This window comes from Bradyrhizobium sp. CB1717 (assembly GCF_029714325.1).
Classification (GTDB): Bacteria; Pseudomonadota; Alphaproteobacteria; order Rhizobiales; family Xanthobacteraceae; genus Bradyrhizobium.
Window position 1 is genome coordinate 7,504,091 of sequence record NZ_CP121666.1, and the last position, 18,554, is coordinate 7,522,644.

Sequence of the window (18,554 nt, forward strand, 5' to 3'; positions counted from 1 at the left end):
TGTACTTATTCCAATCGGGAAATCAGCCACTTAGTTCTGAAATCATCTCCAACTATCCCTCCTCACGTGAACCAGCCCCGGCTCGCGCCGGATCGGATGGGCCCATCAAGATCCTTCGTTGCATCTCTCGGAAGGTGCGGTCGGCATCCATCTCAGGGGTGGCAACGGATACCGCAATGGCTACCGCAAACGAAAGCGGCATGGCGACAATTGCCGGATTCTTCAATGGGACAAACCACCAGGCGCCGGCAATGTCCGCCAGTGATTTCCCAAGTACGTCGACTTGAATGGTCGGCGACAAGCAGATCAGAACAATCGAGCCAACAGTGCCGACGAGGATACTCGCCACCGCCCCCTGCGTGGTGAAACGCTTCCAACTGATTGCGAGTACCAGCGAAGGAAAGTTTGCTGCGCAAGCTACGGAGAACGCAAGTCCCGCCATGAAGGCCACATTCTGGCCCTCGAATAGGATTCCCAAGACGACTGCGACGACGGCAATGATGATCGTGGCGACACGCGCAACCTTCAACTGCTCAGACTCTGTCGCCTTCCCCGCCCTTATGACGTTGGTCCAGAGGTCATGGCACAGGGTGGCAACCCCCGAAAGGGTCAATCCAGCAACGACTGCAAGCATGGTCGCGAACGCTACGGCGCAAATGAAGCCGAAGAAGGCGTTGCCTCCGACCGCTTGAGCCAGTAAGGGCGCGGCCATGTTGCCGCCGCCTCCGGCTTTGAGTACGGCCTGTGGTCCGACGATCACCATGGCCCCAAAGCCGATGACGAAGACCATGAGATGAAATGCTCCGATCAGGCCGGTCGCATAGAGAATGGAGAGCCGCGCCGCCTTGACGTCCTTGACCGTGTAGACGCGCATGAGGATATGCGGCATCGCCGCCGTACCGAACATGAGACCCAGCCCAAGAGAAATCGCGTCCCATTGACCGGAAACGACGCGCGAACCCGGCTGAAGCACATTCGCGCCGTATCGTTCAGCCGCGGCCGCGAATAGCCGTACCGGATTCATCTGAAATTGGGCAAGAACCAGGATGCAGAGGAATGCCCCACCTGCCATCAGGAGCGCCGCTTTGACGACCTGAACCCAGGTCGTAGCGAGCATACCGCCAAAGAGCACGTAGATCAGCATGGCGGTCCCGACGATGATGACTGACCAGGAATACGGGATGCCGAATAGCAGCTTGATGAGCGCCCCTGTCGCAACCATCTGCGCGATGAGATAGAACGAAATCACGGCCAGCGTTCCGATCGCGGCGGCAGAGCGAACCGGCTTTTGCGACAGACGATACGCCACCACATCGGCAAAGGTGAATTTGCCCACATTTCGGAGTGGCTCGACGATGAGAAAAAGAATGATCGGCCAGCCGACGAGCCACCCGATCGAATACACCATGCCATCGAAGCCGTTAGAAGTGACAATACCGGCGATGCCTAGAAGCGCCGCCGCAGAAAGAAAGTCTCCGGCGAGGGCCCAGCCATTTTGCCACGCGGTGATTTCACCACCGGCCGCAAAGAACGTCTCGGTCGTCTTGGTCCGTTTGGCCGCCCAATAGGTTATCGCGAGCGTCAAGGCCATGAACGCAAAGAAGAATGCGATGGAGATGTTGCTGCTCTGCGACTGCATCACGCTTGCTCCAGCGTGGACTTCACGTTGCGGTCGAAGATCGTATTTGCCCAGTACACGTAGAGCAGGCAGAGAAGAAACGAGCTGATGATGACCAACGGGCCGAGCACAATGCAAAGCGACAAGCCGGGGGCGAGCATCGCGCCTAGAACAGGCTTGCCGAACGCGAACAGCCCCATGAAACCGAAATAGATCGCGATCATCGCAAAGCTCAACGACGCCGCAACCGTCAATCTCGATCGCGCCAGTGCGACCATTCCTCTTTCCAGCGCCTTTGAAGATACAGTCACCTGCTACTCCTGAATTGTTTGTGACAGTTTCGAGAGACCTTGAATCATTGCCCACTGAGAATATGCGAGAGAAGACTTGCGCGTTTTCGCTATGCTCCCCGCCTGATGGTTGGCCCGCGGTCACGCGATCCGAGAGCTCACCTCTGCGATGGCGTCAGCTGGCCGATTGCGGGAACGGCTCCTTCTTGTACAAGAACTCGAGGATCTCCTTTCGATATTTGATACCCTCGAAATCGGTCGTCAGCTTTAGCCGATCGCGTGGCCGAGGCGTCTCGACTTTCCAGATGCGACCGATACGGGCAGCCGGTCCGTTGGAGAGTGCTACAATCCTGTCGCTGAGAAAGATCGCTTCGTCGATGTCGTGAGTGACCATCACGACGGTCGTTTTCGTCGTCTCGACGATCCGCACGAGTTCGTCCTGAAGGCTCGATCTCGTCAATGCATCGAGCGCACCGAAGGGCTCATCCAATAGGAGGACCTTCGGCTGAACGGCGAACGCCCGCGCGATACCGACGCGCTGCTTCATGCCCCCAGAGATTTCAAAAGGGTATTTGCCTATCGCGTGCTCCAGGTGCACGAGCTTCAGCGCCTGTTCGGCCCGATCCATCAGCTCGGACCTCGGCGCTCCCCGAAACGCCTGCTTCACGGCAAGATAGACGTTTTCGACGCAGCTCATCCAGGGGAGCAAGGCATGGCTCTGAAAGACCATCGCCCTCTCCGGCCCGGGACCAGTAACGCCCGCACCGGCGCAGCGGATTGTACCTGACGTGGGCGTCAGAAGCCCTGCTACGATGTTGAGCAACGTACTCTTCCCGCATCCGGAGTGGCCGATCAGGCAGACGAACTCGCTATGTTCGATTGCGAGCGATATCCGGTCGAGCGCGAGCAGCTGCTTGCCGGAGCGGTCAGCAAACGACATCGAAACGTCGTTGATGTCTAGATCGGCCATCGTTCTATTCCCGAAAGCTGAGGCGCTCGCCGATTCGTTTCAGGATGACGTCGAGCGCCAGGCCGATACTACCAACGAGAATGATGGCGACGATCATGCTGGCGATCTGCAGGTTGTTCCATTCGTTCCAGATGAAATACCCAATCCCGCTTTGCGCACCGACCATTTCCGCAGCGACGATGACGAACCACGCTATGCCGATGGAAATACGCATTCCCGACAAGATCATGGGCACGCTGGCGGGGAAGACGACTCGCGTCACGTGCTCGAGTTTGGGTACCCCGAACACACGCGACACGTTCAGCCACTCCGCACGCACTGACGCCGTTCCCGTCGCAGTGCTGATCAACATCGGCCACACGGCGCAGATGAAAATAATGAAGATCGTCGAGATCGTGCTGTCGCGAAAGGTGTAGAGAGCAAGCGGCATCCACGCGAGCGGCGATACCGGCCGAAGAACCTGAATGAAAGGGTCGAGGGCCCGATAGCATGCCGGCCACAGTCCGAGCATGAATCCCAGCGGAACGGCGACGACCAGAGCCAACGAGAATCCAAGAGCCACTCGTCCCATGGAATAGACGAGGTGCCAGGCAATACCCAGATTGTTGGGGTTATCTCGGTCCAACGCGTGTGCGACCAGCTCATAGCCGCGCAGTGCGACGGCCCATGGGGAAGGAATTGCACTGGCCTGCTGCCCCGATGCGCTTTGGCCAGCGAGCCGCGCATACTCAGCATCGGCGGCGCTGACAGGTCCCGACGGCGGCGTCGTGAGCCACGTCCAGATGCAGAGGAACGCGACGAATATCGCAATTGAGGCCAACCAGGGCTGCTGCAGCCGATGCAACATGGCGTCAACCTGGCTTCCTGACAGAAGCCAGGTATTCCTGCGGCTTGTTGGAATCGAAGTCCTTCCCAAGAATCCTCTCGCTGCCGAAACCGACGACGGGGGCAGACGCGCCCTGCTCGCGCATGATGCGCGCAGCGTCGGTTGCCAGCATCACCTTTTCAGCGAGCACCTTGTAATCGACATCCTCCTTCAGCATGTTCCAGCGCCTGAGCTGCGTCATCAGCCAGACGGCGGCTGAATATTGCGGAAATGGCTGATAATCGACCCGCCGAGGATCTTTCTTGATGCTACCGAGGCCATCAGCGTAGGTGCCTCCCAGCACCTGCTCGATGACGACTTCAGGAGCATTGAGATATTGCGGCTCCGACAGCACCTTCGCCATGCCGACGCGGTTTTCCGGTTTTGAAACGTGAAGGCTGGCGGCGATGATGGCGCGGTAGAAGGCCATAAAAGTGTTCGGATTCTGCTGAATCCAGCTCTCGGAGGCAGTGACCGAGCAGCACGGGTGACCGTCCCATATCTCCTTCGAAATGAGGTGGATGAAGCCGGCTCCCTCGTAAACCGCGCGCTGGCCCCCCGGCTCACCACCGAAGAAACCATCGATGCTCCCGACGCGAAGGCTCGCGACGTACTCGGTCGGCGGGACGATCCGGTATTTGACGTCCTGGTCCGGATCGAGGCCAGCCGCAGCCAGATAGTTCCGAAGCTGCAGGGTCTGGTGGCTCTGCTCGAACGGAACGGCAAAGGTAAAGCCCTTCCAGTTCCTCGGATCGCGGTTTTCCCTGTGCTTGTTGGCGAGCACGAGAGAGTTTCCGTTTTGATTCAGGATGGTAAGCACTTTGATTGACTGGACATTGCCCCCAAGCCCTGCGGTCATCGTCAGAGGCACGGGCATCACCTGCTGCGAGACGTCCAGTTCTCCGTTGAGCATCTTGTCTCGGATCAAAGCTATTCCGGCGATCTTCTGCAGGCTGACCTCGAGGCCTTCCTTGCTGTAGCTTCCAAGCTTCTCGCCGTAGATCAGCGGAACGGCGCAAGTAATCGGCAAAAAGCCGACGGCAAGCTTCGTCTTCTCAAGGGGCTTGCGCTCCTGGGCAATCGCCTTCAGCGTCTCGATCGGCAGAATGCTCGACAGCGCCCCGATGATCGCACTTGCTCCGACCTTGCGCAGCACTTCACGTCGCAAGACGGGTTGGGGGAACAGACCATGCAGCAGCGCCTGCTCGACCTGGTCCGAGATGGCGGCCTCGAAGCCTGGCTGGGCTGGACCGGGCTCGCAACAGCGGCAACGCTTGCCGCCGAAGCCATGATCATCCGATGCGTCAGTCATGTGCCCTGCCCCCGTTCCAGCGTCCGGTTTCAAACATGGCGCCCGTCGCTGCCTTGACGGAGCTTGGCGTATCAGTCGGGAAGCGGTACTTTGAAAATGCGCAAGGGCCTTCGCAGAAAAGCGATCACCCGACCACCGGCAAACCGCACCCGATCAGTTCAGTCTCGTCGCACCGGCGGAAGGGTATCGAGCTCGCCCAGATCCCAATACAGGCCCGCCATCATCTCCAGGGCCTCACGCGCGAGCTCGACCGGCAAGTGCTCGTCGGGTGCATGTTGCTGGCATCCAGGATAGGCATGGGGCACCCACAAGGTGGGCAAATTTAGCAGGTTGGCAAAAATGTCGTTCGGAAGCGAGCCAGCGAAATTGGGCAAGATCGCCGGCGATTTCCGCGTCGTCCGAACGATCGAGTCTTGGGCCCATTTGGCCCAGGGATCCTCAGGATCGAGGCGCGTGGCGAGAAAGACACCATCGTCAGGGCTGGGCGTCACCTGGACCATGTCGAGACCGGTCCTCGCGAGATGTCGCCGCAGCGCCGGCACGATGTCCTCGCAATCAACGCCGACCACGAAGCGGAGCTGACAGCGCGCCCAGGCGCTCGCGGGAATGGCATTGACCGGCGCTTGCGGATTTCCGCAACTGATGGCGAGGACATCAAACGAGCACCAGCCATATACCTGCTCTGCCGGAGTCAGCCCCGGCTCGCCCCAGGCCGGATCGATGTCAGGTCCGCCAGGTCCCCCGTCAACGACACAATCGGCAAGCACTCGCCGGACGGCGTCGGGCAGCTCACTTGGAAGCCATTCTGGAATCAGTATGCGGCCGGTCGGGGAGACGATCGTAGCCAGGGCGTGCGCGATCTGGATTGCGGGATCGGAAAGCAGACCGCCCCAATTGCCCGAATGATATGGGCTCTGGCGCGCATTAATTGAGATATCGAATGTAACACATCCCCGCGAGCCCAGGAATACTGTCGGCCGATCCTCGGACAAGCGCGGTCCGTCCGACGCAACGAAGATATCTGCGCACAGGAGCTTCTTGTGTGTCGTACATAGTTCGCGGAGGCCAGGCGAATCGACCTCTTCACCCATTTCGATCAGGTATTTCAGGTTGAAACCCAGCCGACCTCTCGTTTCGAGCACAGCACGGAGGCCGGCAATGTTGATGACGTGCTGCCCCTTGTTGTCGGCGACACCGCGTCCGTACCAGCGATCATTGAGCTTTGTGAGATGCCAAGGGGACCTTCCTGCGGCCCACGATCCGTCCATTCCCCGAACTACGTCGCCGTGCCCATATCCGAGCACTGTCAGCAATGATGGATCTTCTATACGTTCTGCATAAAGGAATTGCGCGCCTGCAGCGGCCAAAACCTGGCAACCGCAGCCGAACTCTTCAAGCATGCAGCGGAGCTGGTCGAGATACTCGGCAAGCTGAGGTTTTCGCTTCGGGTTCTGACTCTCGGAAGGAATAGCGACGAGCCGCGAGAGCACCGTCTCGAAGTCTCCAGAATCCAGATGGCTTCTCGCGCGCGAGATTGCGGCGTTCCGGCTCATTACGGGCAGCTCCTCGCACGCCAAAGGCAGGTCAACGGGCGCCGGGAAACACGCGGGTATGCGCCGCCTCGATCTCGATGCGGACGCGTTGACCGGATTGGAACAGCGGCCGTCCGGGGCTCACCGAAGTCCGGGCGGTCAATCGAATGGACCCCACCTGCACAAGCACGCTCTGGTTCGTGCCCGTGTAAGCCGATTCCAAAACGGTCGCGGTAGCGCGCTCGTCCGGTGTCAGGCCGATATACTCCGGGCGAACCGCCAGCAACCCTCGGTCGCCTGACGTCAGCACCTGACTGGCCTCCTGTACAACCTCAAGGCCGACATCGGCGCTGCGGGCACAGACCTCGCCTCCAGATCGCCGCAACTCGACCGGCAGAAAGTTCATCTCACCGATGAAATCCGCGACAAATGCAGTCGCCGGCTGCTCATATAGCTCACGCGGTGTCCCACACTGCTGCAAGCGGCCTCGCTCGAGAACGGCAACGCGATCGGCCATGGACAGCGCTTCCTCCTGGTCGTGGGTAACGAAAATGATGGTGCTACCGACTTCCTTATGGATCAGCTTGATCTCCATTTGGAGCTGCTGCCTGAGCTTGCGATCGAGTGCCCCGAGCGGCTCGTCCATGAGCAACAGGGGTGGACGGAAGACAAGAGCGCGAGCCAGAGCGACACGCTGCTGCTGCCCACCCGATAACTGGCTTGGAAGTCGCGCGCCATATCCGTCAAGTGCAACGAGCTTCAGAGCTTTTGTGACCTCACGTTCGACGTCTCCGCCACGCAAGCCCCGGCGCCGCAGCGGATAGGCGATGTTCTCAGCGATGGTCATATGGGGGAACAACGCGTAGCTCTGGAACACCATGCCGAAGCCGCGACGATGGCTCGGAACATCATTGATCCGCACGCCGTCGAGCATGATATCGCCAGAGGAGGACACCTCGAACCCGGCGATCATCATCAGCAGAGTAGATTTTCCTGACCCGCTCGATCCGAGCAAGGCGACGAACTCTCCTGGCTCGATCGACAGTGAGACGTCGTCGACCGCTTTGACCGGACCAAACATCTTGGTCAACGAGTTGACCGAGACGGAGCCACGTTGACTTTGCGACGTAGCTACACCTGCCGTCGCCTTTTCGCTCACCATTGCTGTGCTGACGCTCATTTCGGCCTCGTCTCGAATATCTTGCGCGGTATTGAGGTCAATCGCTTCCCACCCGAACTGGTCACCACGACGGACTCGCTGACGGCAAGGCCAGCAGCGGATGTGTACATGTGAAAGACCATTCCTTCCTCGATGGCCCAATCCGCACGAGGCGTGAAACAGCGATATAGGTCACTCGTGTGCTGGGAAACGAGCGGAGCGGTACCAAGCGTATACCCGGTGATGTTATCGTAGGTCTCGCGCAACCCGGCCGCGACAACGCCGTCCCGCACGATGCGGTCGACGTCAGCGGCAATCGCGCCAGGCCGAAGCGCGGCGATTTGGCGATCTTGTAACGCGATAAGAGCCTGAGCCGCAGCTCGCTGCTCCTCGGTTGCCCGTCCTACGATGACCGACCGCATGATCCGGACCGTATATAAGCGTAACCGCGGCAAGAGCTCGATATGAACGATATCGCCATCGACCAGCGGTCGCTCTGCGAGGAACCCATGCAGCGAATCCCAGCCCGATCCGACATTGAGAGGCCCAACAAAGCCATCGTCGAACCCAAGCCGATAGTAGGCCGCAGCGGCAGCTGCAGCGATATCACGTTGGCTCTTGCCACTCGCCACCTCCTTGACAGTCGCATCGAAGGCCGCATCCAAAAGTGAACCAGCCCGGGACATATGCGCGATCTCTTCCGGCGACTTGCATCGCCTGAGATCCCATCCCGAACGCTCAAGGTCAAAGAACTCGGTATCCGGCAAGAGCTTGCGAAGCGCTTGGAGTCTGTGGATCGTGAACGAATTCGATTGAAATTCAGCGCCGATCCGGGCGGGCACCGAACCACTTTCCCGGAAGGTGCTCGCCAGCACCGCCAGCGGATCGTCCCAATCGCCAAACCCCACGATGTTATCCATCCACGTGCGCTGCCGCGCTGGTGGCATATCAAGCTTGCGCACCAGCAGGAACGGCTCGGACGATGCCGGAACGATGCACGCTCGCCAGAGATTTTCGGAGACTGTATAGCCCGAGAGCCAGGACATCATCTCGGGCTCGTCAAAGATGAGACAGTCAAGACGACGCTCTGCCATCAGTTTTCGGACGGCGTCACACCGCCGCTTGTACTCCTCGACGGAGAAAGTGAGGTCGCGGCTCATGGTCGATGCTCCGTTACGACTGCGGGACCTCGGCCCAGATTGGGTCGAGAGGATTGCTTCAGTAAAGGCGCCATTGGCTTCCTCGTAGGATGAGCAATGCACAGGCGCAATCCATCGATCTGCTCAACGATGGAGGCTTTCCTGCGGGCGACGACCTTGAACGACAGCGCCCACGAAGAGCCGCAGAAGCATTAGAAGCGCAAGTACGATGAGAAACAGAACGGCGATGACGGCGATCTGGGGGCTGATTTCCAGGCGGATGTTGTCCCACATTCTCATGGGCAACGGCGTCGCGGTGGGCCCGCTCAGGAACAGACCGAACACAACATCATCGAACCCCACGATGAACGCGAAGAGCGCCGCGCTCGCTAGCGTCGGCAACAGCAATGGAAGCGTCACCGTTCTCAGCGTCACGAGAGGGCTCGAGCCTAGGCTCGCGGCAGCGAGCTCCAGGGTGCGATTGAAGCGCTTGAGCCCCGCGATCATGACAACGACCGTATATGGTGCGCCAATGATCGTATAGCTGAGAGCAAATGCCAGCGGATTGCCGATCAGCGAGGATCCGGCGAGAGCGAAGAACAGGGAAACTGCGATTACGACATGAGGAACAATCAGCGGGGAAATCAGGAGAAGATAGACAGGCACGCGCGCAGAGAACCGGTACCGCACGAGAGCGAAGGCGGCGGGCACACCAATGGCCACGCTCAGGAGAGCGGACAGTCCTGCCCATCTCAGGCTGAAGCTTAGGGCATCGAGCCATTGCGTATTCTTGAGCAAACTTGAGAACCACCGCAATGAGTAGGCGGGCGGCGGAAAGGTGAGGTATGGTGCATCGCTGAATGCAAGAGGAATTACGACCACGAAGGGCAGCACCAGAAAAAGAAGCGTCAGCCCTGCACTAACGTACAACGCGGGTCGGCGCGCGACCGTCAAGGCCTCATGCAGCCTCGTTGACGGGCCATGCAAAACCGCCGTCAGTCGCACCAGGATCGGCCACCGCGCGGAGAGACCGGATGTCGACTTGCCGACCAGGGAAATGTTGTTATGTGGTCGATCGTCCAGCTCTTCCGCAATCCGCTGACGAAATATCAGGAAGACCGCGATGACAGCGAACATCAAGATCGATGATTGGGCTGCGGCTTCATCGAAATTTCCGAGGATCAGCACGCGCAGACTAATGCCCTGAGCGATCAGATAGCTATCCGGTCCACCAAGAAGCTCTGGCGTAATATAGAAGCCGAGACTGGACAGAAACACGAGCGTGCAGCCGCTAATCACGCCGGGGATCGAGGCGGGCAGCGTGACCCTCAAGAAGGCGTCGGTAGGAGGACTTCCGAGACTTTGTGCCGCTTTTGCAAGGCTTGGATCAACCCGTGCCAAGACAGCGTAGAGAGGAAATGCCATGAGCGGCAGCTGGACCTGCACCATGCCGACATAGACGCCGACTGAATTGAACACCATTTGCAGCGGCTCGGAGATGAGGCCGAGGCGCAAAAACAGCTGGTTGATAGGCCCGTTGGGGCTGAGCAGGACAATCCATGCGTAGGTTCTGATCAAGACACTCGTTAAATATGGAAGCGTGACAATAAGCAGAAGAAGTGAAGCCGCGCGCGGAGAACATTTCGATATGGCGTAAGCGAGAGGATAAGCAATGAGCAAACAGACGATCGTCACGGTCGCTGCTAGGGCGATTGTCCTGAGGACGATCCATAGAAACGCCGGCGAGTTGGAGATCTCGATGTAGCTGTTGAGCGACCAGGCACCATCGTGCTGCAGGCTCTTGAGCACGAGTTGCGCGAGCGGCACGACGTAGCCGACCGAGAACAGGATCACGATCGGCAAGAGAAGGAGGATGGGCACCAAGCGCGCCCATCCTGAGGTGTCTCTCCTATGCGGCATAGCCAGACTCGCATCCACCATTTTGAGCTACCGTACGCCGGAAATCCAACGCTCCCATTGAGCAACGGCAATTTCATTGTTGGCCTTGCCGTTGGAGCTCACAGTGTTCCAGAACTCGTAGTCCTGGACGAACTGCAGCTTCCGTGCTTCGGGGGAGGTCGGCAGGAGCTTTGCCCGTTCAGACGGCACATGCTCGAATGCACGCGAGTTCGGTGGCGCATAGAGAATGTGCTGGGCGAATTTCGCCTGATTTTCGGCTCGCGCTGAGAACGCAAGAAACTTGAATGCATTGTCCGCATTCTTCGTGCCTTTCAGGACCACCCAGGTGTCGTACTGCAGCATTCCCTGATTCCAGGTGTAGCCGATCTTGGCCCCCTGCTCGTTGGCTGCCGAAACCCGGCCGTTCCAGGCGCTACCGGCCGTGATCAACTTATCAATGATCATCTGCGGAGCTTCCGCGCCGGTGTTCCACCATTTCAAGATGCTCGGCTTGACCCGGCTGAGACTCTTGAACGCGCGATCCCAATCAAGTGGATAGAGCTTCGACGGATCAACACCGTCCGCCATCAGAGCTGCTTCGAACGTGCCGCCGTCCGAGGCCCAGGTTCCTGCCATGAGTGAACGCCGTCCCGCAAATTTTTGGGCGTCCCAGACATCCGCCCAAGAGTTCGGAGCATCGGAGGCAAACTTCGACGCGTCATACGCAATGAACAGCGAATAGATGATCGCGGGCACAGTGAACTTGCCGACCTTGACCGGACTGAACGCGCCGAGGTCTGCCTTTTCGAAGTAGCCATAGTCGATCGGAAGCAGAAGATTGTCCCGCTCGAAAGTCGGGGCCTTGCCGCCAGGAAGAATCGTCACGTCATATCGGGGAGCGCCGGCCAACACGCTCGCTCGCACGGCTCCCGTGTCGGTCCGCGGTTGAGCTATGACCTTGATGCCGGTCTCTTTCTCGAACGGCTCGAAATAGGCGATCCGCTTGGCCTCGCCCCAAGATCCGCCGCCGTCGTAGACCACGACCTCACCGGTGCCCTTCGGGATTTGCGCAATCGCGGGGGCGGGAAACAGCGAGCGCGCGGCCGCTAGTCCCCCGGCCAAGGCGGTGCCCTGAAGCAGCTTGCGTCTGACGATATCCACCATGCTCCACTCCGTTGTGTGCGGCTAATGCCTTGCTCGATCCGGCTTTGCGCATATAATCCGACAAGCGGGTGGCTGAATCCGCCGTTCTGCCCCCTCAAAATGCCAGAAAACTGCAAATTGAAATATTAAATGGCTGTCACGCGCACTGACCTCGATCGCCTCGATCTGAAGCTTCTCATGCTGCTGCAGGAGAATAATCTGCAGACCTCTGAGGAACTGGCAGAACGCGTGGGACTTTCGCCGACTTCTTGCCTGCGTCGACTCAGGCGATTGCGCGAAAACGGGGCGATCATGTCCGACGTCTCGATCATATCGCCTTCGGTCGCCGGCAAACGGGTCACGTCGATCGTGCTTGTTGCGCTCGAGCAAGAGCAGCTCGACCTTCTGCACACCTTTAAAAATCGAATGAGCGCCTATCCTGAGGTTACGCAGTGCTACTACGTAACGGGTTCGGCTGATTTCATTCTGGTCGTCAACACTGCCTCTATGGAGGAATATGGGGCTTTCACTGAGCGAGCATTCTTTCCCGACAAGAACATCAAGTCATTCAACACATATGTGTCGATGCAGACGGTCAAGTTCACCACCCGCATCAATCTTGACGTATCCTGACTGGCCGGGCCCTGTTCATGCCTTTTCGTTTCCGCTCCAAACCGATAGGTCGGTGGGCCCTTCCGTGGCAAAGAGCAGAACCTTGGCGGACTGATCGAGGCCAAGTCTCTTTCTGTCCTTCACTTCGGCTGCCCTTAAGAGGCCCGCCAATCCCGCCGCTCCCGACTCTCCGACGCGAAGACGCTGATCGCCTGAAACGCCCTCATTAAGCAAACGTACCGCGTCCGCGGCCTCTTCATCCGTTACCGTGATGTAGCCGCTGGTCAACTCTTCGATGATCGGCCAGACCAATAACGATGGGCTTTGGCATTCAAGCATCGACATGTTCGTCGCAGGCCCAGGCGGGAGCCGCACGGGCATCTTGGCTCGGGCGCTTTCGTAAAGGCATGCCGACCGTTCTGGCTCGATGATCCAAAGATGGGTATCGCGGCCGAATAGACCCCGTGCCGAGCCATGGCCGAACACGCTAGCTGCAAGACCTCCAACACCAGCCTGAACCAGAACATGCGTAAACGGCTTTGACTGTCCTGCCGTGGCCGCAATGATTTCATCGATCAGTATCGCATACCCCTGGACCACAAACGTGCAAGCGGTGTCGTCCTCCCCGGGGCCGACCGTATCCGGGACAGCGATCCAACCGTCCTGCGAGGCAGCCTTGGCCGCAGCCTCGACCGAGTCGTTATAGTCTCCGGCCACGCGCACGATCGCAGCGCCGAGCCGCGAGATATGAGCGGCCCGCTCGTCGCTCACGCCGGCGTGGAGATATACGACCGCCCGCGCTCCGATGAGCCTCGCTCCGGCCGAAACCGAACGGCCATGGTTGCCGTCCGAAGCACATGAAAATGTGAGCCCTGAAAGCATAGATCGTACGCCCGGCTCCGCCAATTCTGCAGGCAGAATCGAGCGTCCAGTCCGCCTCTCAACGTGCTTCATTGCGAGTTTCAGCACTGCGTAGGCTCCGCCGAGCCCCTTGAAGCTGCCTATGCCAAGCCGCTGTGTCTCATCCTTGATCCAGATTTCGCCGAGCCCCAGCTTTTCGGCGGTACGCGGCAGAGAAATCAGGCTGGTCGGTGCATAGCGCGGGCAGGCCTGAAGGAGGCGGAGGGGCTCATTTCCTGCGTTGCGGTCGCACCACCAAGGAGCCTGTTTTAAGCCGGGTGAACGATTGCGCAGCAGAAAGGGCCGATGATTGGCAAGCGTTTCCGACGGAGTTCCCGCGGGCTTTGAGGTGGGTACCAAAGTCATCCTCCTGGCAAGCAAGTACGATCCTCTCGGACCGTACTTTGCCAACCCGTGAGGCCGTTTGGCGCAATCTATGAAGCCGCAAATGACGGATTTTGGCAATGTGGGCCTTAAAATGGCGGGTTTGGGCTCTTCTGTCAGGCATGTTTCCAGAGATGTTGATCGAAGACCGGTAGTGCCTGCGAATCTGTCCATCTACCGCGTCGCGAAGAAGGGACTTCGGGTGCATAATATTCGAAAGCAAACTGCAAGCTCGATCAGCGATCTTTCCGATGCCGACGTCGTTCGCTTGCGAGCGGATACGCCCGGCGTTGCACACCGAATCCACTTCAATAATGCCGGCGCTGCGTTGATGCCGAGCCCCGTCGTCGATGGCATGGTCGCATACCTCCGGCGCGAAGCCACAATCGGCGGCTACGAAGCGAGTGCTGAAAGCACGGCGCGTTTGGAGGGCGTATACGATAGCATTGCTCGACTAGTCGGCTCAAAGCGCGAAGAAATTGCGCTGACTGAGAATGCCACTCTGGCATGGCAGCGCGCCTTCTATTCGCTCCGCTTTGGCCCTGGCGACCGAATTCTGACCACCTCCGCAGAGTTTGCGGCAAACTATGTTGCGTTCTTGCAGGTCGCCCGCCGTACGGGCGCACGGGTCGAGGTTATACCCGACGACGCCGATCAGGTTATGGACCCGGAGGCGCTCGAGCGAATGATTGATGAGCGCGTAAGGCTGATCGCCATCACGTGGATACCGACCAACGGCGGCTTGGTGAACCCAGCGGAAACCGTGGGACGCATTGCGCGCACTCATAGTGTTCCCTACCTGCTGGATGCGTGCCAGGCTGTTGGCCAGATCCCCGTCGACGTCCGCGCACTTGGTTGCGACATGCTGACGGCAACAGGTCGGAAATTCTTGCGTGGTCCGCGCGGAACCGGCTTCCTCTACATGCGCGACGATTTCCTAAAGGACATTGAACCGGCCATGATAGATCTGTTCGGCGCACCTTGGGTTGGACCTGAGCGCTACGAACTTAGATCGGACGCACGACGATTCGAGACGTGGGAAGCGAACTATGCGGCCCGGGTTGGACTTGGGGTCGCTGTCGATTACGCACTTTCAATCGGCATCGATAGAATCGAACGACGTTGCCGCCTGCTTGCGAACGAATTGCGCGCAGCACTCGGCGCAATCCCGGGAGTGTCGCTGCACGATCTCGGAGATCGTCCCGCTTCAATCGTCTCCTTCACCATTCGCAATGTGGGTGCACGCGAGGTCATGCGTCGGTTGGCAGCAGGGAAAATCAATGTGTCAGTCTCACCACCAACAAGCACCCCGTTAGACTCAACGCGCAGAGACCTTCCTGATATCGTCCGCGCATCGCCGCACTACTACAATACATTCCAGGAGGTCGAAACTCTCGTGTCGGCTGTCCACCGAATATGCACTTGAATGGTAGCCTTCCCGAGGCTGGCTAGTCGGACGCATCGGCGCTCAACACTGGCTCCCATAATATAAGCGAGTGGCTCCACTCGCGGGGCTTGAGGCCGCCAGATTAAGACGGCAGTTTGCCATTCAACCGTCGCTGACAGGATTGGCTGTCGTGGGACAGTCCTTTGGCAAGTCTTCACGGTCGTTGAGGCGACCGGTGATGACGATGAAACGCAGGTTTGGCTCGCCGTAGCAAGCCCAGCCAAGCGCTGACGCTGGTCCTCTCCGCCGTTCCTGAAGGATGGACTGCGGAAGTATTGAGTGTCGACCTGACACCAAGCAGCAGCGCACGTTTGAGGAGCTTAACCTGGAACCCGGGGATATTCTGGACAAGGCCTAAGAAGGCTTCCACCTTTCGCTTTCAGCCTTGTTCGCGGCCTTGAGCCGGTCTCTAATGTAGTCCGAGATTTCGCCAATCTCAGCCTGCAAATCCGCTTCTGAAATATCCTGCCCCTTGGCAGCCTCGACTAGACGCCGCGAGAGTTCCGCCACATCCTGCGAGGCGCCGGCAGTTCGATACTGCTCGACAGCGTGGATACTGTTCTCGGTCCAGAAATCTATAAACTCGCGTGCCTTGCTCACCGTATCCCCTTACGCGGTCCTTAGAGCGTTAGCGCTGGGCGGCAAATAGGCAAGAAAAACGCCCCCGTCGGCACTTTTGTGTCGGCCCGTTTTCTCGTTAATCCGCTTCCGGCTATTCAGCCGCCTGCGCGAACATCCCGTCAGCCGACGCAGCCAGCGGCAGGCGTGCGGCGTCCTCCCGGAGGCTCTCACAGCTACGATCAAGCCACTCAGGCTCATAGGGCAACTCATCATTCAGCACCAGGACCTTCCGGCTCAGTTCGCGCCAGTCTGCGCGGGCGCATCGAGCACCCTTTCGGCGATCCCGCACGCTGTGTGCGTCATCTCTTCAACGACGGCGTCGGGAAGCAGGCCACGGGCCAGGTTTCGCACCTTTTCGTGGGTGGAAAGATATTGGGAGAGCGTGGTGGGGCGTTCGGCGGTCTGCGGCATTCAGCGATATAGCGATTTTCGATATCGCTAGCGATAGCGGGCATCAATGCAAGCGGCAACCGCTAGGACTAGCTAGATTTGATCAAACCATTATAATCAGAGGTGGTCACAACAGCAATTGGCCGATGCGTCCAAAGTCGGCAACGCGACGATCAGAAATTTCGAGGGCAGTAAATCCACCCCGCAGCACGCTACCCTTGATGTGCTGAAGCGCGCCCTCGAATCTGCAGGCGTCATCTTCCTCAACGACGGCCAATCTATCGTCGGTGGGCCAGGTGTGAGGTTGGCCAACGCAGAGCGCCATATTGACTGGCGAAATCTGCCGAGCCGAACATTTCACCCTCCTCGTCTGGCTGTAGGCGCCCGGCGCGAATGATCGGGAAGTAGTAGCGTTGCATAGGAGAGCTTTCCACCGCGACGGTCATGCGCTCATATCAGAGCGGGACGCACCTATGCGCGGTTGGCAACTGCCGTTTTCTTGCGTGCTTGGACTGCACCTCAAAGCGCGAACGAGTATCCTACCGCCGCTGCAGGGAGTATGACGTAGATTTGCAACGCGCTGCGATTTTGAGCGGTGCGTGATGCTGCTCTACATTCACTCGGTCATGATGATCGAGTCGTGGCTCGATTTCTGGCTTACCGCAGCCCAACTCTCGCCCCGGCATGCTACCTGCGCTGGGGCACCTCATTCGGGGACGACTTGGAGTCCTGGCAGACTGTCGGTCGTGATTGAAGCAAGACAGTCCGCCAGCCTTTCGCCAGCTATCGCGAGCGCACCCAGTGCCTTTATGACTAACCCGCACACCGGGAGCAGTGCGGGCGCGGCGCGCTGGCGAAAGTCTCACAGGCATCCCACCCGAACCGGTTGGCACTCACGCGGCGCCCCTAGAAGAGCGCGTATGCGTGCAGTGATCTTCTGTGCCTCCTTCGACCCGAGATTGGGTTTCACGTAATCGAGTATGTCCCCCATTGCCTGAGCCTCAGCGGCCTTAGATGTCGCGACTTGGCGATCTGATGGGCTCAGAGACGGATCGACCGCGTGGGCCTGATTGGCCGCACGCTTGCGACCGCAGGGACGTGATGTGCCGCTCGAATACGTGCATCCGTTAGCCCGTACTGCGCCCATGGATTTGAGCCGCTAACTTCGGTGGCCAGCCCGTCCTCGAAGAGTGAGGCTGGCCACCTTTGCTCCCGAGAGGCTCAATTTCCCAAGGGGTGCGATCAAGGAGTATCGCTGAGAAGGACTGGAAGCACCTACCTGAATTGGCAGCCGGTCGAATTGACTGCTCCGGTCTAAGCTAGTGCCTCAGGCTTGCAGATTTGGGAGAGACTCAAATGGCCAAACGCGCACGCATTCGTTACGCCAACAAGACGGACAGAAAGAATCCTCACGAAAGAATAACACATGTCGGCGGAGTAAACCCCGATGGAAAGCCGTGGAAGCGGTCCATCGACCAGGTTGTCAAAGATATCGAGAGCGCCGAATGGGAGTTCTATGTCGAAGAAAATGGACGCAGGGTTGGTGTGGTTGGAGCCACGCACAACGGGCACAAGTACATCAAGACAACGGCCGACGACATTCAACCAGACAATGTTCTCCCGCTCCTAGCCGAGTGCCCCGAATGATCTCAATCTCAGTGACCGTAGGCAGCGCGGGCGCGACTCGGCGCCGGTCAGCTGGGAGGGATCGGACGCTGTCCCCACCACGCCCGCGCTGCCAGTGAAGTTAGCGGCAACGTGACTCGGCGGGCTTGAAAGTGGACCGATGAGCGGCTGTCTCTGCCACGCACCGTTAACTTCAACACGGCCAGCGTTCCGTCTGGTAGCAAAGCTGACCGCGCTCGCTCCCGAGAGGCTTAAATTCCCAAGGGGCCACCAAAGCAAAATCGTCGAAAAATTACCGGAGGGCACCTACCCGCACCAGTGGGTTGCCGCCTTCCCGGCGTGCCTGTCATATTAAAACCCTTGGCCTGCAACTGTTCGAGCTGGCTCCGCTCATAGGAGTAACCGCCGTGCCTAGGACGGAAGTGGCAGCGGCAATCCAAGCATTCACGGACTACCTCCGTAGGCCAAGCCATACACCGGCAGAAGACACGTAGGGGCCACAGCGAACTGAAGAACAGCTGGCCGATTGGCGATCCCGGGCTGAAGTTATCGGCTCAGAAATGGACGCGGTTGGCGTATAATTCCCGTGGCGTTGCGGGAACATCTGTCCCCATCTCGCGGATTGCCCTCTTTCGACCTTATACGAA

The 18,554-nt window shown here is 58.9% G+C and carries 17 protein-coding genes; 4 read left to right on the top strand and 13 right to left on the bottom strand.

The features are described 5' to 3' along the window. Positions 1-52: 52 nt before the first annotated feature. The 10 genes from QA649_RS35130 to QA649_RS35175 all read right to left on the bottom strand — a co-directional run bounded on the left by QA649_RS35130 (position 53) and on the right by QA649_RS35175 (position 11,948). The gene (locus QA649_RS35130) at positions 53-1,639 is read right to left on the bottom strand and encodes a sodium/solute symporter (RefSeq protein ID WP_283021227.1); all 1,587 of its coding nucleotides are present in this window, start codon (positions 1,637-1,639) and stop codon (positions 53-55) included. After that, a complete protein-coding gene (locus QA649_RS35135) occupies positions 1,639-1,896 on the bottom strand; it encodes a DUF485 domain-containing protein (protein ID WP_245452363.1) in 258 nt (85 codons plus the stop codon). Before QA649_RS35135 ends, QA649_RS35130 begins: the two co-directional genes overlap by 1 nt. Positions 1,897-2,083: 187 nt before the next feature. Beyond that, positions 2,084-2,878, bottom strand: coding sequence for an ABC transporter ATP-binding protein (locus QA649_RS35140; protein ID WP_283021228.1), 795 nt, complete (start codon positions 2,876-2,878; stop codon positions 2,084-2,086). Positions 2,879-2,882: 4 nt separating this feature from the next. Next, entirely contained in the window at positions 2,883-3,725 is an 843-nt protein-coding gene (locus QA649_RS35145) for an ABC transporter permease (RefSeq protein ID WP_283021229.1), read from the bottom strand. 4 nt (positions 3,726-3,729) lie between these two features. After that, positions 3,730-5,055, bottom strand: a complete 1,326-nt coding sequence (locus QA649_RS35150; RefSeq protein WP_283021230.1) for a CmpA/NrtA family ABC transporter substrate-binding protein — start codon at positions 5,053-5,055, stop codon at positions 3,730-3,732. 158 nt (positions 5,056-5,213) lie between these two features. Next, entirely contained in the window at positions 5,214-6,608 is a 1,395-nt protein-coding gene (locus tag QA649_RS35155) for a M20 family metallopeptidase (protein WP_283021231.1), read from the bottom strand. 31 nt (positions 6,609-6,639) lie between these two features. After that, the gene (locus QA649_RS35160; RefSeq protein ID WP_283021232.1) at positions 6,640-7,767 is read right to left on the bottom strand and encodes an ABC transporter ATP-binding protein; all 1,128 of its coding nucleotides are present in this window, start codon (positions 7,765-7,767) and stop codon (positions 6,640-6,642) included. Then, on the bottom strand, positions 7,764-8,906 hold the full coding sequence (locus QA649_RS35165; protein WP_283021233.1) for a Xaa-Pro peptidase family protein: 1,143 nt from the start codon (positions 8,904-8,906) through the stop codon (positions 7,764-7,766). Before QA649_RS35165 ends, QA649_RS35160 begins: the two co-directional genes overlap by 4 nt. 123 nt (positions 8,907-9,029) lie before the next feature. Beyond that, a complete protein-coding gene (locus tag QA649_RS35170; RefSeq protein WP_283026170.1) occupies positions 9,030-10,766 on the bottom strand; it encodes an ABC transporter permease subunit in 1,737 nt (578 codons plus the stop codon). 66 nt (positions 10,767-10,832) lie between these two features. Then, on the bottom strand, positions 10,833-11,948 hold the full coding sequence (locus QA649_RS35175; RefSeq protein ID WP_100233501.1) for an ABC transporter substrate-binding protein: 1,116 nt from the start codon (positions 11,946-11,948) through the stop codon (positions 10,833-10,835). Positions 11,949-12,077: 129 nt separating this feature from the next. On the opposite strand from QA649_RS35175, the gene QA649_RS35180 reads away from it, so the two are divergent. Next, positions 12,078-12,560, top strand: a complete 483-nt coding sequence (locus tag QA649_RS35180; protein ID WP_091966391.1) for an Lrp/AsnC family transcriptional regulator — start codon at positions 12,078-12,080, stop codon at positions 12,558-12,560. 15 nt (positions 12,561-12,575) lie between these two features. On the opposite strand, the gene QA649_RS35185 is transcribed toward QA649_RS35180, so the two are convergent. After that, positions 12,576-13,799, bottom strand: coding sequence for a diaminopropionate ammonia-lyase (locus QA649_RS35185; RefSeq protein ID WP_283021234.1), 1,224 nt, complete (start codon positions 13,797-13,799; stop codon positions 12,576-12,578). Positions 13,800-14,058: 259 nt separating this feature from the next. On the opposite strand from QA649_RS35185, the gene QA649_RS35190 reads away from it, so the two are divergent. Beyond that, positions 14,059-15,249 carry an aminotransferase class V-fold PLP-dependent enzyme gene (locus QA649_RS35190; RefSeq protein WP_245452372.1) on the top strand — a complete coding sequence of 397 codons (1,191 nt, stop codon included), beginning with the start codon at positions 14,059-14,061 and terminating at the stop codon, positions 15,247-15,249. A gap of 375 nt (positions 15,250-15,624) precedes the next feature. On the opposite strand, the gene QA649_RS35195 is transcribed toward QA649_RS35190, so the two are convergent. Further along, on the bottom strand, positions 15,625-15,870 hold the full coding sequence (locus tag QA649_RS35195) for a hypothetical protein (RefSeq protein WP_100233499.1): 246 nt from the start codon (positions 15,868-15,870) through the stop codon (positions 15,625-15,627). 255 nt (positions 15,871-16,125) lie between these two features. After that, positions 16,126-16,302: a hypothetical protein gene (locus QA649_RS35200; RefSeq protein WP_205751234.1), complete on the bottom strand. Its 177-nt coding sequence runs from the start codon at positions 16,300-16,302 to the stop codon at positions 16,126-16,128. Between the two features lie 118 nt (positions 16,303-16,420). On the opposite strand from QA649_RS35200, the gene QA649_RS35205 reads away from it, so the two are divergent. Next, positions 16,421-16,678, top strand: coding sequence for a hypothetical protein (locus tag QA649_RS35205; RefSeq protein WP_246251252.1), 258 nt, complete (start codon positions 16,421-16,423; stop codon positions 16,676-16,678). A gap of 959 nt (positions 16,679-17,637) precedes the next feature. Beyond that, positions 17,638-17,928: a DUF3892 domain-containing protein gene (locus tag QA649_RS35210; protein ID WP_157337901.1), complete on the top strand. Its 291-nt coding sequence runs from the start codon at positions 17,638-17,640 to the stop codon at positions 17,926-17,928. Positions 17,929-18,554: the final 626 nt, after the last annotated feature.

Coding starts and splice junctions, on each gene's coding strand:
- QA649_RS35130 (WP_283021227.1), bottom strand. CDS start 1,639: ATGCAGTCGCAGAGCAGCAACATCTCCATCGCATTCTTCTTTGCGTTC.
- QA649_RS35135 (WP_245452363.1), bottom strand. CDS start 1,896: ATGGTCGCACTGGCGCGATCGAGATTGACGGTTGCGGCGTCGTTGAGC.
- QA649_RS35140 (WP_283021228.1), bottom strand. CDS start 2,878: ATGGCCGATCTAGACATCAACGACGTTTCGATGTCGTTTGCTGACCGC.
- QA649_RS35145 (WP_283021229.1), bottom strand. CDS start 3,725: ATGTTGCATCGGCTGCAGCAGCCCTGGTTGGCCTCAATTGCGATATTC.
- QA649_RS35150 (WP_283021230.1), bottom strand. CDS start 5,055: ATGACTGACGCATCGGATGATCATGGCTTCGGCGGCAAGCGTTGCCGC.
- QA649_RS35155 (WP_283021231.1), bottom strand. CDS start 6,608: ATGAGCCGGAACGCCGCAATCTCGCGCGCGAGAAGCCATCTGGATTCT.
- QA649_RS35160 (WP_283021232.1), bottom strand. CDS start 7,767: ATGAGCGTCAGCACAGCAATGGTGAGCGAAAAGGCGACGGCAGGTGTA.
- QA649_RS35165 (WP_283021233.1), bottom strand. CDS start 8,906: ATGAGCCGCGACCTCACTTTCTCCGTCGAGGAGTACAAGCGGCGGTGT.
- QA649_RS35175 (WP_100233501.1), bottom strand. CDS start 11,948: ATGGTGGATATCGTCAGACGCAAGCTGCTTCAGGGCACCGCCTTGGCC.
- QA649_RS35180 (WP_091966391.1), top strand. CDS start 12,078: ATGGCTGTCACGCGCACTGACCTCGATCGCCTCGATCTGAAGCTTCTC.
- QA649_RS35200 (WP_205751234.1), bottom strand. CDS start 16,302: ATGCCGCAGACCGCCGAACGCCCCACCACGCTCTCCCAATATCTTTCC.
- QA649_RS35210 (WP_157337901.1), top strand. CDS start 17,638: ATGGCCAAACGCGCACGCATTCGTTACGCCAACAAGACGGACAGAAAG.